Source organism: Nocardioides pakistanensis (assembly GCF_054781215.1).
On sequence record NZ_BAAGUV010000002.1, the window covers coordinates 94641 to 107485 of the forward strand.

15 protein-coding genes are annotated in these 12845 nt (G+C 72.2%); 7 read left to right on the plus strand and 8 right to left on the minus strand.

Going from position 1 to position 12845, the window contains the following annotated elements; genetic code table 11:
* Window positions 1–17 precede the first annotated feature (17 nt).
* Window positions 18–1676 carry a lysozyme family protein gene (locus ACYVIH_RS00520; protein WP_460864737.1) on the minus strand — a complete coding sequence of 553 codons (1659 nt, stop codon included), beginning with the start codon at window positions 1674–1676 and terminating at the stop codon, window positions 18–20.
* A 157-nt stretch (window positions 1677–1833) separates the two neighbouring features.
* Here ACYVIH_RS00520 and ACYVIH_RS00525 point away from each other — a divergent pair, with 157 nt between their 5' ends.
* Together ACYVIH_RS00525 and ACYVIH_RS00530 are read left to right on the plus strand one after the other, a co-directional pair.
* The gene (locus ACYVIH_RS00525; RefSeq protein WP_460864739.1) at window positions 1834–2196 is read left to right on the plus strand and encodes a CidA/LrgA family protein; all 363 of its coding nucleotides are present in this window, start codon (window positions 1834–1836) and stop codon (window positions 2194–2196) included.
* Window positions 2193–2912, plus strand: a complete 720-nt coding sequence (locus ACYVIH_RS00530) for an LrgB family protein (RefSeq protein WP_460864741.1) — start codon at window positions 2193–2195, stop codon at window positions 2910–2912. The genes ACYVIH_RS00525 and ACYVIH_RS00530 overlap by 4 nt, the downstream gene beginning before the upstream one ends.
* A gap of 5 nt (window positions 2913–2917) precedes the next feature.
* Here the strand turns inward: ACYVIH_RS00530 and ACYVIH_RS00535 are convergent, their stop codons facing one another.
* Genes ACYVIH_RS00535 through ACYVIH_RS00545 form a run of 3 tightly spaced genes read right to left on the minus strand, consistent with a single transcriptional unit; the run spans window position 2918 to window position 5005 of the window.
* Window positions 2918–3553, minus strand: a complete 636-nt coding sequence (locus ACYVIH_RS00535) for a TIGR03086 family metal-binding protein (RefSeq protein WP_460864743.1) — start codon at window positions 3551–3553, stop codon at window positions 2918–2920.
* Entirely contained in the window at window positions 3550–4590 is a 1041-nt protein-coding gene (locus tag ACYVIH_RS00540) for a sigma-70 family RNA polymerase sigma factor (RefSeq protein ID WP_460864745.1), read from the minus strand. Before ACYVIH_RS00540 ends, ACYVIH_RS00535 begins: the two co-directional genes overlap by 4 nt.
* A 4-nt stretch (window positions 4591–4594) precedes the next feature.
* Entirely contained in the window at window positions 4595–5005 is a 411-nt protein-coding gene (locus ACYVIH_RS00545; RefSeq protein WP_460864747.1) for a VOC family protein, read from the minus strand.
* A gap of 180 nt (window positions 5006–5185) precedes the next feature.
* Between ACYVIH_RS00545 and ACYVIH_RS00550 the strand changes: the two genes are divergently transcribed.
* The 3 genes from ACYVIH_RS00550 (at window position 5186) to ACYVIH_RS00560 (ending at window position 7733) form a co-directional block, all read left to right on the plus strand.
* Window positions 5186–5701, plus strand: a complete 516-nt coding sequence (locus tag ACYVIH_RS00550) for a mycothiol transferase (protein ID WP_460864750.1) — start codon at window positions 5186–5188, stop codon at window positions 5699–5701.
* A 35-nt stretch (window positions 5702–5736) separates the two neighbouring features.
* Window positions 5737–6183 carry a hypothetical protein gene (locus tag ACYVIH_RS00555; protein WP_460864752.1) on the plus strand — a complete coding sequence of 149 codons (447 nt, stop codon included), beginning with the start codon at window positions 5737–5739 and terminating at the stop codon, window positions 6181–6183.
* A 101-nt stretch (window positions 6184–6284) separates the two neighbouring features.
* Window positions 6285–7733, plus strand: a complete 1449-nt coding sequence (locus tag ACYVIH_RS00560; RefSeq protein WP_460864754.1) for an HNH endonuclease signature motif containing protein — start codon at window positions 6285–6287, stop codon at window positions 7731–7733.
* A gap of 10 nt (window positions 7734–7743) precedes the next feature.
* Here the strand turns inward: ACYVIH_RS00560 and ACYVIH_RS00565 are convergent, their stop codons facing one another.
* The 3 genes from ACYVIH_RS00565 to ACYVIH_RS00575 all read right to left on the minus strand — a co-directional run bounded on the left by ACYVIH_RS00565 (window position 7744) and on the right by ACYVIH_RS00575 (window position 9755).
* Window positions 7744–8094 (minus strand): TraR/DksA family transcriptional regulator, encoded by a 351-nt coding sequence (locus ACYVIH_RS00565; RefSeq protein ID WP_460864757.1) that lies wholly within the window; start codon window positions 8092–8094, stop codon window positions 7744–7746.
* 74 nt (window positions 8095–8168) lie between these two features.
* Window positions 8169–9116, minus strand: coding sequence for a siderophore-interacting protein (locus tag ACYVIH_RS00570; RefSeq protein WP_460864760.1), 948 nt, complete (start codon window positions 9114–9116; stop codon window positions 8169–8171).
* Window positions 9117–9170: 54 nt separating this feature from the next.
* A complete protein-coding gene (locus ACYVIH_RS00575) occupies window positions 9171–9755 on the minus strand; it encodes a CBS domain-containing protein (protein WP_460865122.1) in 585 nt (194 codons plus the stop codon).
* A gap of 157 nt (window positions 9756–9912) precedes the next feature.
* Between ACYVIH_RS00575 and ACYVIH_RS00580 the strand changes: the two genes are divergently transcribed.
* Both ACYVIH_RS00580 and ACYVIH_RS00585 read left to right on the plus strand, forming a co-directional pair.
* The gene (locus ACYVIH_RS00580) at window positions 9913–10848 is read left to right on the plus strand and encodes a universal stress protein (protein WP_460864763.1); all 936 of its coding nucleotides are present in this window, start codon (window positions 9913–9915) and stop codon (window positions 10846–10848) included.
* A gap of 44 nt (window positions 10849–10892) precedes the next feature.
* Window positions 10893–12077 carry an MFS transporter gene (locus ACYVIH_RS00585; RefSeq protein ID WP_460864765.1) on the plus strand — a complete coding sequence of 395 codons (1185 nt, stop codon included), beginning with the start codon at window positions 10893–10895 and terminating at the stop codon, window positions 12075–12077.
* Here the strand turns inward: ACYVIH_RS00585 and ACYVIH_RS00590 are convergent.
* A complete protein-coding gene (locus ACYVIH_RS00590) occupies window positions 11983–12840 on the minus strand; it encodes an AI-2E family transporter (RefSeq protein ID WP_460864767.1) in 858 nt (285 codons plus the stop codon). The two genes, ACYVIH_RS00585 and ACYVIH_RS00590, sit on opposite strands and share 95 nt — an antisense overlap.
* Window positions 12841–12845: the final 5 nt, after the last annotated feature.

The following is a 12845-nucleotide window of genomic DNA, read 5'->3' on the forward strand; positions in this document are numbered from 1 at the left end:
CACTGTGTGTCGGCCGGTCAGCGGGCGACCATCACCATGTCGTTGACCGCGACCACGCGCAGCGGCCGTGAGCCGAGTACGACGGTCAGCTTCACGATCCTGCCCAGCAGGCCCTCGAGCTCGGCCTTCACCGTGCCGATCGAACCGTCGCCGTCGAGGTCGGCCGTCGCCGGCGCGTCGAGCGGACCACTGAGCCCCAGGTCGACCTGGGCGTCGTCGAGGCAGTAGCCACCGACCGGTGGGTCACCCTGCTCGCAGGCGGTCCAGGTGCCCTCGACCTGCTCGGTCGTCGGCGCCTCGGCACCGTCGCCGGGCTTCTCCGCGGCAGGCGGATCGGCAGGCGGGTCCGCGGGCGGTTCCTCGGCCGCGGGCGGGTCTGCGGGGGGATCTTCGGCAGCAGGCGGATCGGCCGGCGGGTCGGCCGGCGGGTCGGCCTCTCCAGGCGTCTCCCCGGGATCCTCCACAGGTGCCTCGTCGGCGGGGCCGCCGGTGCCCGGATCGTCGGCCGGAGGATCGCTCACAACCGGAGCATCCCCGCCGCCACCAGGGGCCGGAGCGGTCGGCACCTGGGGGGCAGCCAGCGGCGGCGGCGGCTCGGGTGCCGCCACGACGGGCGCCTCGGGCGGCGTCGGCTCGGCGTCCGACCCGAACCCGTCGGGGGTGTCCGGGGCGCCGATGATCGGCGGGTCGGCCGGTGTCGGCAGCTCGCCCGGCGCCGGGGCGGCCTCGGGGGAGCGGGTCCGCGGAGGCCGCGACTCCTCGATCTCGGGAGGCGTGGGACCGAGCTGGGCGGCCTTGGCCACCTGCTCGATGTGCCGCTCCACCTGCCTCACGGCGTCGGCGGTGAGCTCGCGGACCGGAGCGCCCAGGCCGTAGTCCAAGGTGGTGCCGATCGTGGACATCGGCGGGCTCGCGGCCACCGCGAAGCTGCCCTCGCGGTAGCGCTTGTCGACCATCAGCACACGCGCGACGTACGCCTCGTCGCCCCGGTAGGCCAGCAGCGCTGCGGCGGCGTTGGCCGGCCGGTCGAGCCTGTCGGCGCCCGCGCAGAGGTACACCGCGGTCGTCAGCGCCGCGTCGTCGAGGTCGTGCGCGTTGCGCTCACCGTCCCCGTCACCGTCGACGCCGGCCAGCGCCCACACCGACGGCAGCAGCCGCATCGGCCCCACCTCGCGGTCCCAGACCGGGTCGCCGTCGAACCGGCCGTTGTCGGTGTCCTCGACCCGGGCACGGCCCCGGCGCCCGTCGAGCGCGGGCCCGACCATCGCCGGCCGGACCGTGCCGTCGTCGGCGAGCTCGTGGCCGCCGGCCTGCCCGTGGTCGGACTCGGTCTGGCCGACGGCGGCGATCAGCGTCCAGGTCAGCCCGCACGACGGCTGGACCTCCGCGAGGATCCCCGCGGCCCGGTGGTAGGACTGCAGCGCCGTCCACGGGATCACACCGACCCTGCCCTCGGCGGTGGACCGGCTGCTCGTTGCGGCCGCGGGCGCGGCATCGGGCCTCGCCGGGCGCACCAACACGTCGTCGTACGGCACGGACTCCGGCCCCGCCGGCTCGCCCTCCCCGGCGGTGTTGGCCAGGTGGGTGCTCACGGTGCCGAAGGCGAGCGGGAACGCGATGAGCGCGATCAACCAGGACGAGTGGTGCTTCGGCTTGCCGTTTCGATGCCGTCCCATGGGACCCCCCCAATGCCGGGATCTGCTTATTCGACCCTAGGCCCGAGGTCCCTCAAAGAGCATGAGTCGAATGCCCCTCTTTAGCGTGACCCGGACGGGGGGCGGCCTCCCTCAACCTGGTGAGGGACACTTCTGGCGGTCCCAGGAGAGGAAGCGCATGCTGCCCGGTCTCATCGTCCTGCTCGTCTGCCAGCTCGCCGGCGAGCTCGTCGTACGCACGCTCGACCTGTCGCTGCCCGGCCCCGTCCTCGGCATGGTCCTGTTCCTGGTGGTCCTGCGGGTACGGCGGCCACGCCCGAAGTCGCCCCTCGTCACGGCACCACAGACGCTGTTGCGGTACCTGCCCCTGCTCTACGTCCCCGCCGGGGTCGGACTCGTCGCGCACCTGTCCCGGCTGGGCCACGACGCGCTGCCGATCGCCGGCGGCCTGGTGGCGTCGTGGCTCGCCGGGCTCCTGGTGACGGCCGGGGTCGTGGCGCTGCTTCTCCGGCTCACCGGTGCCCGGAGGGTGTTGCGGTGACCCTGCACCTGGACGAGGCCTGGGAGTGGCTGGTCGGCTCACCGCTGTTCGGGGTCACCCTGACGCTGGTCGCCTACCAGGCCGCCCGCTGGGCCTGGGAGCGGACCGGCCGGCACGCCGGGCTCAACCCGGTGCTGGTCGCGATCGTCCTCGCCGGTGGGGTGCTGCTGCTGCTGGACGTCAGCTACGCGGAGTACATGACCGGCGGGCGCTACATCACCTTCCTGCTCGGCCCGGCGACGGTGGCGCTGGCGCTGCCGCTGCACTACGAGGCCCGGCTGGTGAAGCAGGCTGCCATGCCGGTGCTGCTCGGGATCGTGGTCGGCTCCGCCGTGTCGATCGTCGTGGCCTTCTCCGTCACGGGCTGGCTCGGCGGCGGGGAGGACCTGGCGGTGTCGATGGCGCCGAAGGCCGCCACCACGCCGGTGTCGATCGCCCTCTCGGAGGCGGCCGGCGGCATCCCGGCGCTGACCGCCGTGTTCACCATCCTGGCTGGGGTGCTCGGCGCGGTCGCCGGACCGGCGGTGCTCTCGCTGCTGCGGTTCCGCGACCTGCGGGTGCGCGGTCTGGCGATCGGCGCCTCATCGCACGGGATCGGCACCTCCCGGGCGCTGGAGGAGCACCGCACCGAGGGCGCCTTCGCGGGGCTCGCGATGGGACTCAACGCGCTGGCGACGGCCCTGCTCCTGCCGCTGCTGCTGATGCTGCTGCAGTAGCCCGCTCAGCCCACCGACCGTCCGAGGAAGGCGAGCAGCCTGTCGGCCGGACCGGCGTTGGGTCGGTTGCCCAGCGGTTCTGCGAACCGGCCCGGCCGGTCGGTCGGGCCGACGAGCACCGGGGCGATCCGGAGCAGGGCGGTGGCGAGGTCGTCGGGCAGCGGCCGTCGTACCGCACAGGCCGTGGCGAGGTCCCACCCGTGCACGGCGATCTCGAGAGCGCCGGCGCTGGTGAGCACCGCCGAGGTGAGCGGCCGGTCCCCGACCACGACGTCCTGGGGGCTGCGCGGGCCGGCCGCCCAGTCCGCGGTCCACTGGCCGAGCAGCCGGCACGCCCGGTCGCGCAGCCGGTCCACGAGCTCCTCGGCGCTCGCTGTGCGGAGTGAGCCGGCGGCGGGCGAGCCCGCCACGGCGGCCGGGCGGTGCACCTGCAGCCGGTGGGTCGCCCCGGCCTCGAGCAGCAGCGTCAGCGAGTCGTCCATGTGCAGCAGCAGCTGCCGGACGTCCCACTCCGAGCAGGGGGTCGGCGCCGCCATCAGGTCGGCGGACACCAGGGCCAGCGCTCCGCGGGTGTAGCCGATGGCACGCTCGAGGAGCTCGACGCCGGCCCAGGGCGAGGCGTCGAGGTCGTGGTCGTTCACCCCCGTCGTACCTCCTGCCCGGGGTAGACCTCAGGAAGGCCGAACGCCCGGAACAGTCCCGTGTCGAAGAAGCACCCGACGTGGGACACCCCGTCGCCGGTGACCGTGAGCACCTGGATCTGGAACGCCTTGTGCACCCCGTCCGCGTCGCGCATGTACAGGGCGAACGCAGGCTGTCCGTTGGCATCGGCCCGGACCATGCGCATGTCGGCCGGACCGCTGGCCGGACACTGGCTGGAGATGAGGTTCCCGATCGTCCGGGCACCCTGGTACCACCCCGTGAAAGGGGGCATCTCCCACACCGCGTCCTCCGTGAACAGGCCGACGATCGCCTCGACGTCGTAGGTCTCGAAGGCGGCGACGTACCGGTCGAGCAGCTCGCGCCGCTCCGGCTCGGACGGCTCCATCACGTCGTCCCGGGTCAGTGCCGCCTGGTCGAGCTGCGCGCGGGCCCGCTGCAGCATGCTGTTGACCGCGGCGGTGCTGGTGCCGAGCAGCTCGGCGACCTCGGCGGCACGCCAGGCGAGCACCTCGCGCAGCAGGAGCACGGCCCGCTGGCGGGCGGGGAGGTTCTGCAGCGCGGCCACGAACGCGAGTCGGATGCTCTCCCGCGACGTGACCACCGAGGCGGGGTCGTCGGGGAGGTCCGCGACCAGTACGTCGGGCACCGGCTCGAGCCAGGGCACCTCCGGCTGCTGCACGAGCGTGCCGTACGGGTCGGACGGCTCCTGGCCGAGGCCGGTCGGGAGCGGACGTCTTCCCCGGCTCTCCAGCGCGGTCAGGCACGCGTTCGTGGCGATCCGGTAGAGCCAGGTGCGCATCGAGGACCGGCCCTCGAAGGTGTCCTGCGACTTCCACGCACGCAGGTAGGTCTCCTGGACCAGGTCCTCGGCGTCGTGGACCGAGCCGAGCATCCGGTAGCAGTGCGCGAGCAGCTCGGGACGGTAGCGGTCGAGCGCGGAGGGGTCGGCCACGGACGGTGGAGGCTCCACGACCGGGCGCTCGGGACGGACGGTGGGTCGGTCGACGGTCGCCATCTGCTCAGGCCTGCTGCTCGATCGCGGCGGGGTCCATGTAGAGGACCTCCCACAGATGGCCGTCGGGGTCGGCGAACGCGCGCGAGTACATGAAGCCCTCGTCCTGCGGCGGGCTCGACAGGGACCCGCCGGTGGCCAGCGCTGTGTCGACGAGCCGGTCGACCTCCTCGCGGCTCTCGGCCGAGATCGCCGTGATCGCCTCGGTGTAGCGCGTGGTGTCGACGATGTCCTTGCTGGTGAACGTCGAGAAGAACTTCTCGGTCAGCAGCATCACGCAGGCGTCGTCGCTGATCACCATGCAGCTGGCGTTCTCGTCGGTGAACTGCGGGTTGAAGCTGAACCCTAGGCCGCTCCAGAAGTCGATGGACCGCTGGAGGTCGGCGACGGGAAGGTTGAGGAAGATCATCCGGCTCATGTCGGAGCTCCTGGGCTGGAAGGAACGTTGTCGCTGAGTCAGGCCGGGGACCGGTGCGGAACTCATCGGTGCCGCGTCGCCGGAGCCGCCGCGTCGCCGAGTCCGGTCAGGGCAGGTTCCCGGTCTACACCGAGACGGGCATACTCGGAAAGAGGTTTTCCGAACGGAAGGTGCTTCCCCATGATGCTCGCGAACTCGGTGCTCGTCGATGCCTTCGGACGTGTGAAGGATGCCGTCCACGGTGCCGTCGAGGGGCTGAGCCGTGAGCAGCTCACCTACCGGGTCGACCCGGAGGCGAACACGATCGCCTGGCTGGTCTGGCACCTGACCCGGATCCAGGACGACCACGTGGCTCACCTGGCCCACGCCGAGCAGGTCTGGCTCCGCGACGGATGGGCGGACCGGTTCGGCCTGCCGTTCGAGCCGGGCGCGCACGGCTACGGCCACAGCAGCCCGGAGGTCGCCGCGGTCGACGTACCCGCCGACCTCCTGCTCGGCTACCACGACGCGGTGCACGCGCAGACGGTCGGTTATCTCGAGGGCCTCGACGAGCCGGCGTACGACGAGGTCATCGACCGTTCGTGGGACCCCCCGGTGACGCGCGCGGTGCGCCTGGTCAGCGTCATCGAGGACGACCTGCAGCACGTCGGGCAGGCGGCGTTCATCCGCGGTGTCGTGAAGCGGCTGGGAATCTGACGCGAGACCACCGGCCGATGGCACACTGCAGGGCCATGGAAACTACCCAGGGTCCCTTCCGGGATGCCGCGGTCGAGGCGCTCACCGCGATGCTGCTCCGGCTCGTCGAGGACACCAACGAGATGTGGCGCGACGGCGAGATCGCCGAGCACTCGACGGTCAGGGCGGTGTGCGAGGACCTGCAGGCTGTCCAGCACGCCCCGCATCGCGATCCTGAGCCGTGGCAGGCACGGTCCCGGACCGAGTGGCTCGAGGGCACCGAGCAGGCGGCGCGAGCGTTGCACGGTCGAGGATGCACGTGGTCGCTGCACGATCTGGTCGTCCTTCCGCGCCACGGCAGCGAATGCGTGGCGTCGTATCGCATCGTGCACGAATGGGGCGACAGCGCCACCCCGGCCGCTCAGGCTCTCTTCCTGGAGACCTGGCGTCAGGGCGAGGACGGGCAGTGGCGGCTGGCGCGTCACACAGCCGAGAAGGTCTGAGGTCGCTCTGACGCGCTGGTCGCAGCTGTCGGAGCGGAGAACTGTCGGCGCCCTTCCCTAGACTTCGAGCAAGTGTTCGATCGATGGAGGTGAGGGGCTCGATGGATGAGATCGAGGCCGACGCCCGGGACCGCGAGCTGGTCGAGGTCGCGGCGACGGCGGTGGTCGACCGCAACCGCGCCCATGCCGCGCAGCTGGAGGCGATCTGGTCCTTCCATGCGCGAAGGGTGGCCGAGGTAGAGGCGCGCGACCGTGGAGAGGTGCCCCGGCCCGAGCTGCCGGGGTTCTTCCTGCTCACGCCGTTGGAGGCGACGAAGGCGGAGTTCGCCCCGCTCCTCGGTGTGGCGGAGATGTGGATCCAGGCTGACCTGGACCTCATCCACGAGCTCAAGCAGTGGCTGCCACAGGTGTGGGCGCTGTGCCTCGCCGGACGGCTCGACCTGGGTCGAGCGCAGGTTGTGCACGCCCAGCTGGCCGGCTTGGCCGACGACGCGGCAAGAGCGGCCTACGCCGAGAAGGCCCAGGAGTGGATCGCGCGGCATGACGACCCGGCCGCGCCGGTTCACCCTGTTCGGCGGCAGCTGCTGCAGCGAGCGATGCGGCGGATCAGCCTGAAGTTCGACCAGCACAGCGAGGAGGAGTCCTTCGCCAAGGCGTTCAAGAAGCGGCGGGTGTCGATGCGCTCCGACGAGAACGGGATGGCCTGGATGTCGGTCTCGGGGCCGTTGCACGACGTGATGCGGGCGGACTATCGACTGACGCTGATCGCGAAACGCTTGAGGGAGCTGCCGGGTGAGGAGCGGACGGTGGAGCAGATCCGGGCCGACCTGATGCTCGACCTGGTGCTCGGTCGGGCGACGGTGCCGGCCACCGACGGGGAGCTCGAGGAGGCCGAGGGCAGCGGTCAGAGTCCGGTGGAGCCACACGAGCTGGTCGGCAGGTGGGCCCGGCCCATCATCAACGTCCATGCCCCGATGCCGACCCTGATGGGGGTGAGTGACGAGCCGGGCCTGATGGCCGGCGGGAGCAGCATCCCGGCGGAGCTGCTCAGACGCATCGCGCTGGATCCCGCATCCACCTGGTATCGGCTCACCTTCGACCCTCGGCGGGGCGACGTCGAGCTCTCCACGGACAGCTACACCCCCACCGAGCCGATCGTGCGTCAGGTGGTCGCGCGCGACCCCGAGTGTGTCTTCCCGGGTTGCGTGCGACCGGCCACCACCTGCGAGTGCGACCACCGCACGCCGCACCCGGTCGGACCCACCTGTACCGGCAACCTCCAGCCGCTGTGCAGGCGGCACCACCGGGTCAAGCACTCCGAGGGGTTCCTGGTCAGGCGCAATCTCGACGGCTCCTACACCTGGACCAGTCGCTTCGGCGTCAGGTCGCACAAGCCCGCGCCGGAGTTTCCACAAGTGACCTGGCCGGCGACCTCGCCGGGGCTCTGGGACGACGACGCGGTGGTCTTCGAGGACCCCATCCCCGACAGCCTGTGGCAAGCAGCGATCGAGCTGTCCCGCGAAGCAGAGCTCCTCGCCTCCGCGGCGTGACGTTCGGCGCTCAGGCGCACCCGACGCAGGTCCGTGCGACCGGTCGGGCGGCCAGGCGTGCTGGCGCGATCGGGCGGCCGCACCGCTCACAGATCCCGTAGCTGCCCGACTCGAGCCGCGCTGCGGCGGCGTCGAGCTCGGCGAGGCGCTCGCGTGCCTGAGCGATCAGCGCGCCCACCTGGGAACGCTCGAAGGCGATCGTGTGCCCCTCGGGGTCGTGCTCGTCGTCGGCGTTGGACGACTCCGATGCGGCCACGATGTCGCTGAAGGTGCCGGTCAGTGCGGCGAGCCGTTGCTCGGTCTCGAGGCGCTGGGCGCGTAGCAGTGCCCGAGCCTCGTGGAGGTGGTGGTCGTCGTCCATGTCGACTGGACAACGCTCGCGACCGGGTGGGTTGTTCCGTCAGACGTCGGCGGCGGCGTCGGTTCCAGGTCGGCTCAGCACTCGGCGCGGCCGAGCCGCCAGTACCCCATGAAGGCGATCGAGCGCCGGTCGTGGCCGCGCTCGTTGACCAGGTGGCGACGGATCGCGCGCACGGTCGAGGCCTCGCCGGCCACCCACGCATAGAACCCGTCGGTGGGGTCGCCGGTGTCGCCGACGGGCGTCTCGACGGGATCGGGGACCTCCCAGAGCACCTCGCTCAGGTCGTCGTGCTCGGCGGCCGTCGGCAGCGCGGCCGGCACGACCGGCCGGGGGAGGTCGGCGGTGGTGACCATCCGGAGCAGGTGGGACCCGTGACCGGAGCTGCCCCGCGCCGCCCAGGTCACCGCCACTCCGGGCGGAGCGCCGAGGTCGAACCGGTCGTCGGGGTGCGGCACCTCCAAGAGGACCTGTCCGACCGCGTGCGAGGGCAGCGAGCGGACGATGTTCGCGACCGCCGGGACGCCGGTCTCGTCCGCGGCCAGCAGCAGGGAGGCGTGTGAGGAGTGAGGGCGGAACTCCAGCCCGCCGTGGGGTCCCCGGTGCGCGCCGTTGGGGCCGAGCAGCACCGCCTCGTCGCCGACTCGCGCCCCGAGGGCGAACCGGGCGGCCGGGCCGGACACGACGCCGTGCTCGTCACCGTGCAGGACCATGTCGATGTCGACCTCACGCGCCGCGGGCCGGAGGTGGCGGATCGTGTAGGTCCGGATCGGGTTGCGCCTGCTCTCGGGCAGCAGCCGCCATGCGGAGTACCAGTCCTCGCCCCGTGGCAGATGGACGAGGCCGCTCCCGGGCAGCGGGAGGATCAGCTTGATCCGCTGGTCGAACCCGTTGTCGGCCATCGCGTCGAGGTCGGGCCCGGAGAACGTGAGGCGGACGAAGCTCGGGCTCAGCCGGCGCACGCGGAGCACCCGCACGTCGAACATCCGGAACGGCGCGGGTCGCGTCTCTGAAGCAGCAGTCACGAAGGTAAGGCTAGCCTTACCTCGGCCACGCGGACAACACCTTCACCAGGTGAGTCACCGGAACCGGACCGACAACACCCCCGCGACGGAGTTCGCCACCACCTCGGCGACCTTCTGCCGGTGCGGGTCCGTGGAGCCCTCCAGCCTGACGTGACCGTCCTCCACGTCGACCTGGTACTCCATCTCGGCGCTGCGCAGCAGCTCGTCGATCTCGCCCCGGATCTGGTCGTCACTGCGGGCCAGCAGCCGCACGACGTCGCTGCGGCTGACCACGCCGATGACCTTGCCGCCCTCGAGCACGGGCAGGCTCTTCACCGCGGTGCTGGTCATCAGCTCGATGGCGTCGCACATGTCGCCTTCGGGGGTGACCGTGTAGGACTGCGTCGTCATCACGTCGTCGACGGTGCGTGGCGGCCCGGGCTCGACGTGCTCGTGCGGCATCAGGTGGCAGCGGTCGTCGTGGCGCACGGCGTCGTGGAGCAGGTCCGCCTCGCTGACCACACCGAGCAGGCGCCCGTCGGAAGAGACCACCGGCAGGGCGGTCACGTTGTGCCCGGCGAGCAGCCGAAGCCCGTCCTTGACGCTCGTCCCGGTGGTCACCGTGATCGCGGGTGAAGTCATGACGTCCCGGACCAGCATCACGACACCTCCTGTTCTCCTCCAGCCTGTGACGCCATCGTTTCCTCCGGCGTACAGGTCCAGACAGGGCCGAACGTCCTGCGGGGCCAGTGACTGCCGGCACTCGCACGCGCGACGGCGGGGGAGAACGCTGGAGGTAGGCAGAAGGAGGAGCACCATGGTCAAGGACACGACCCTGCCCGTCGTCGTCGGTGTCGACGGCAGTGAGCAGAGTGACCGAGCCGTGCGGTACGCCGTGACCGAGGCCCGGAGGCGCGGTGTGGGCATCACGCTCGTGCACGCCGTCTACGAGACCGCCCCGATGGCGGCCATGCTCCCGTTGTACAGCGTCGAAGCGTTCACCGAGGTCGGCCGACGGCTGACCGACGACACCCAGAAGCTGGTGCACGAGCTCGCGCCGGGCCTGGAGGTGCAGACCTCCGTGCGCCCGGGCAGCCGGGTCGGCGTCCTCGTCGACGCCGCCGAGCACGCCTCTCTCGTGGTGCTCGGCCACCGGACGCGCTCCCTCGCCGGCCGGGTGCTGACCAGCAGCACGACCACCGGCGTCGCCGCGCGCGCCCACTGCCCCGTGGTCAGCGTGCCCGACAGCTGGGCCGAAGGTGGCGAGCTCGGCCGGGTGGTGGTCGGCGTGGACGAGTCCGACGCGTCCCACGACGCGCTCGAGGCGGCCTTCGAGGAGGCGGCGCGACGCAAGGCGAAGCTGGTCGTGCTCCACGCGTGGCGGCTGCCGACGGCGTACGACGACATCAGCTACTCGCACACCGCCGTCGAGGAATGGCTCGACACCGCGCGTGAGGAGATGGACAAGACCCTCGAGCCGTTCCGCGAGGTCCACCCCGACGTCGCGGTGGAGATCGACCTGCGGCACGAGTTCGTCGGCCCGGCGCTCGTCGATGCGGCGGCCAACGCCGACCTGATGGTCGTCGGCCGGCGCGGGCACGGCGCCCCGCTGGGGATCTACCTGGGCTCGCTGGCCCGGATGCTGATCCGCGAGGGCAAGTGCCCCGTCGAGGTCGTGCCCCAGCACCCACGGCACACCCCGTCGGTCGAGGAGCGGCTGCTGAGCCCCGACGAGGTACTGCCTCAGGACTGACCGCGTCTGCGCCCCGGTGACGCCGGGGCGCAGAATGGTTGGTCGTGCGCACCCTCGACACCCCCGTCCGTCACGCCCGCAACGCGGTCGCCGTGGTCTTCGTGCTCAACGGCTTCGCGTTCGCGAGCTGGGTCTCCCGGATCCCGGAGTCCCGGACCGCCCTCGACCTCACCCCCGGTCAGCTCGGCACGCTGCTGCTCGCGATGTCCTTCGGCTCGGTGGTCGCGCTGCCCACGGCCGGGATCTGGGTGCACCGCTTCGGCGCCGCCCGGGTGGTCGGCTTCTCCGCCGTGCTCGCCTCCGTCGGCCTCGGTCTCGCCGGTGCCGGCGTGAGCGTGCTCGGTGAACCCTGGGGGACCGCGGCCGGCCTGCTGCTGGTCGGCTTCGGCTCGGGGACCTGGGACGTGGCGATGAACGTCGAGGGCGCCGCCGTCGAGCACCGCAGCGGGCGCACGATCATGCCCCGGTTCCACGCGGCGTTCAGCCTCGGCACGGTCGCCGGAGCGGCAACCGGTGCCGCGGCGGCCGGTCTGGGGGTCCCGGTGGTGTGGCACCTGGGCCTGGCCGCCGCCCTGGTCGCGGCAGCCACACCGACCGCCGTACGCAGCTTCCTGCCCGTGGAGGCGGAGCCCGAGGAGGCGGTCGGCCTCAGCCCGTGGCGGGCGTGGCGGGAGCCGCGCACGCTGGCTGTAGGCGTGATGGTCCTGGCGATGGCGCTGACCGAGGGCGTGGCCAACGACTGGCTCGCGGTCGCGCTGGTCGACGGGTACGACGTCGCGCCGTGGGTCGGCGCCAGCGGGTTCGCCCTGTTCGTCACCGCGATGACCAGCGGCCGGCTCGTCGGCGGGAAGCTCCTCGACCGGTTCGGGCGGCTGCCGGTGCTGTGGAGCACGATGGCAGTCGCCGGAGCCGGCGTTCTGCTGGTCGTGCTCGCCCCGCTGACACCGCTGGTCGTGGTCGGCATCGTGCTGTGGGGCCTGGGCGCCTCGCTCGGCTTCCCGGTCGGGATGAGCGCCGCGGCCGACGACCCGGCGCACGCGCCGGCGCGAGTGAGCGTCGTCTCCACGATCGGCTACACCGCGTTCCTGGCCGGTCCGCCGGTGCTCGGCTACATCGGCGACCGGGTCGGCGTCCTCAACGCCCTGCTTCTCGTCGCGATCCTGCTGGTGCCCTCCGCGCTCGTCGTTCCCGCCGCCCGCCCCAGGGCCGAGGTGGCTTCTCGCCGATGAGCAGCGGCTCGACCCACCGGGTCCGGGGGTCGGCGTCGACGAGCACGGCCTTGGTGAACAGCGTCAGGGGTACGGCGAGCAGCGCACCGATGCTCCCGAGCGTGAACGCCCAGAACACCAGCGACAGCATGGTCAGCGTCGTGGAGACGACGAGGTAGCGGCGCGTCGCGCGGCCGAACGTCACCAGGGCCGCGACCCAGCCCTCGTGACCGGCCGGCAGCATCCGCAGCCGGTCCACGAAGCGCGTCGCGTCGATGACCATGAACAGCACCAGGGTGATCACGAAGAACAGACCCGTCAGCACGTCCACGAGGCCGCTCACGATGTTGCCGACGATGCCGACCACGCGGTTGAAGTCGAACCCCGCGACCATCTGCTCGATCTGGCCCTCACCGATCCCACGCCGGTCCAGCCACGCGACGACCTGGTCCAGCATCCGGTTGGTCTCGTCCTGGTAGTCCGGCAGCAGGGTCGCGAACTGCGCGACCGCGAGGGTGAGCGCGACCGTGAACCCGATCAGCGCCGCGTAGACCGTGGTGAGCGCGGCGGTGGTGCCCACCCAGCGGGGGATGCCGCGCCGGGCGATCGCGCTGCTCAGCGGCTGCACAGCGACCGCGAGCACCAGGGCCAGGAACGCCGGCCCGACGATGCCGGAGAGCTGGCGCAGCCCGAACACCACGACGCCGCCGGCGGCGAGCCCGACCAGCAGGACGACCGCCCGCGGGTAGCCATGTCCCGGAGTCGCCGGCCGCACGGTGGACATCGCGG

What these genes read in the sequence shown, in the direction of transcription:
- ACYVIH_RS00580 (WP_460864763.1), top strand. Translation starts at nt 9,913, where the DNA reads ATGGTCAAGGACACGACCCTGCCCGTCGTCGTCGGTGTCGACGGCAGT.
- ACYVIH_RS00590 (WP_460864767.1), bottom strand. Translation starts at nt 12,840, where the DNA reads ATGTCCACCGTGCGGCCGGCGACTCCGGGACATGGCTACCCGCGGGCG.
- ACYVIH_RS00560 (WP_460864754.1), top strand. Translation starts at nt 6,285, where the DNA reads ATGGATGAGATCGAGGCCGACGCCCGGGACCGCGAGCTGGTCGAGGTC.
- ACYVIH_RS00575 (WP_460865122.1), bottom strand. Translation starts at nt 9,755, where the DNA reads ATGCTGGTCCGGGACGTCATGACTTCACCCGCGATCACGGTGACCACC.
- ACYVIH_RS00555 (WP_460864752.1), top strand. Translation starts at nt 5,737, where the DNA reads ATGGAAACTACCCAGGGTCCCTTCCGGGATGCCGCGGTCGAGGCGCTC.
- ACYVIH_RS00520 (WP_460864737.1), bottom strand. Translation starts at nt 1,676, where the DNA reads ATGGGACGGCATCGAAACGGCAAGCCGAAGCACCACTCGTCCTGGTTG.
- ACYVIH_RS00545 (WP_460864747.1), bottom strand. Translation starts at nt 5,005, where the DNA reads ATGAGCCGGATGATCTTCCTCAACCTTCCCGTCGCCGACCTCCAGCGG.
- ACYVIH_RS00525 (WP_460864739.1), top strand. Translation starts at nt 1,834, where the DNA reads ATGCTGCCCGGTCTCATCGTCCTGCTCGTCTGCCAGCTCGCCGGCGAG.
- ACYVIH_RS00550 (WP_460864750.1), top strand. Translation starts at nt 5,186, where the DNA reads ATGATGCTCGCGAACTCGGTGCTCGTCGATGCCTTCGGACGTGTGAAG.
- ACYVIH_RS00540 (WP_460864745.1), bottom strand. Translation starts at nt 4,590, where the DNA reads ATGGCGACCGTCGACCGACCCACCGTCCGTCCCGAGCGCCCGGTCGTG.
- ACYVIH_RS00565 (WP_460864757.1), bottom strand. Translation starts at nt 8,094, where the DNA reads ATGGACGACGACCACCACCTCCACGAGGCTCGGGCACTGCTACGCGCC.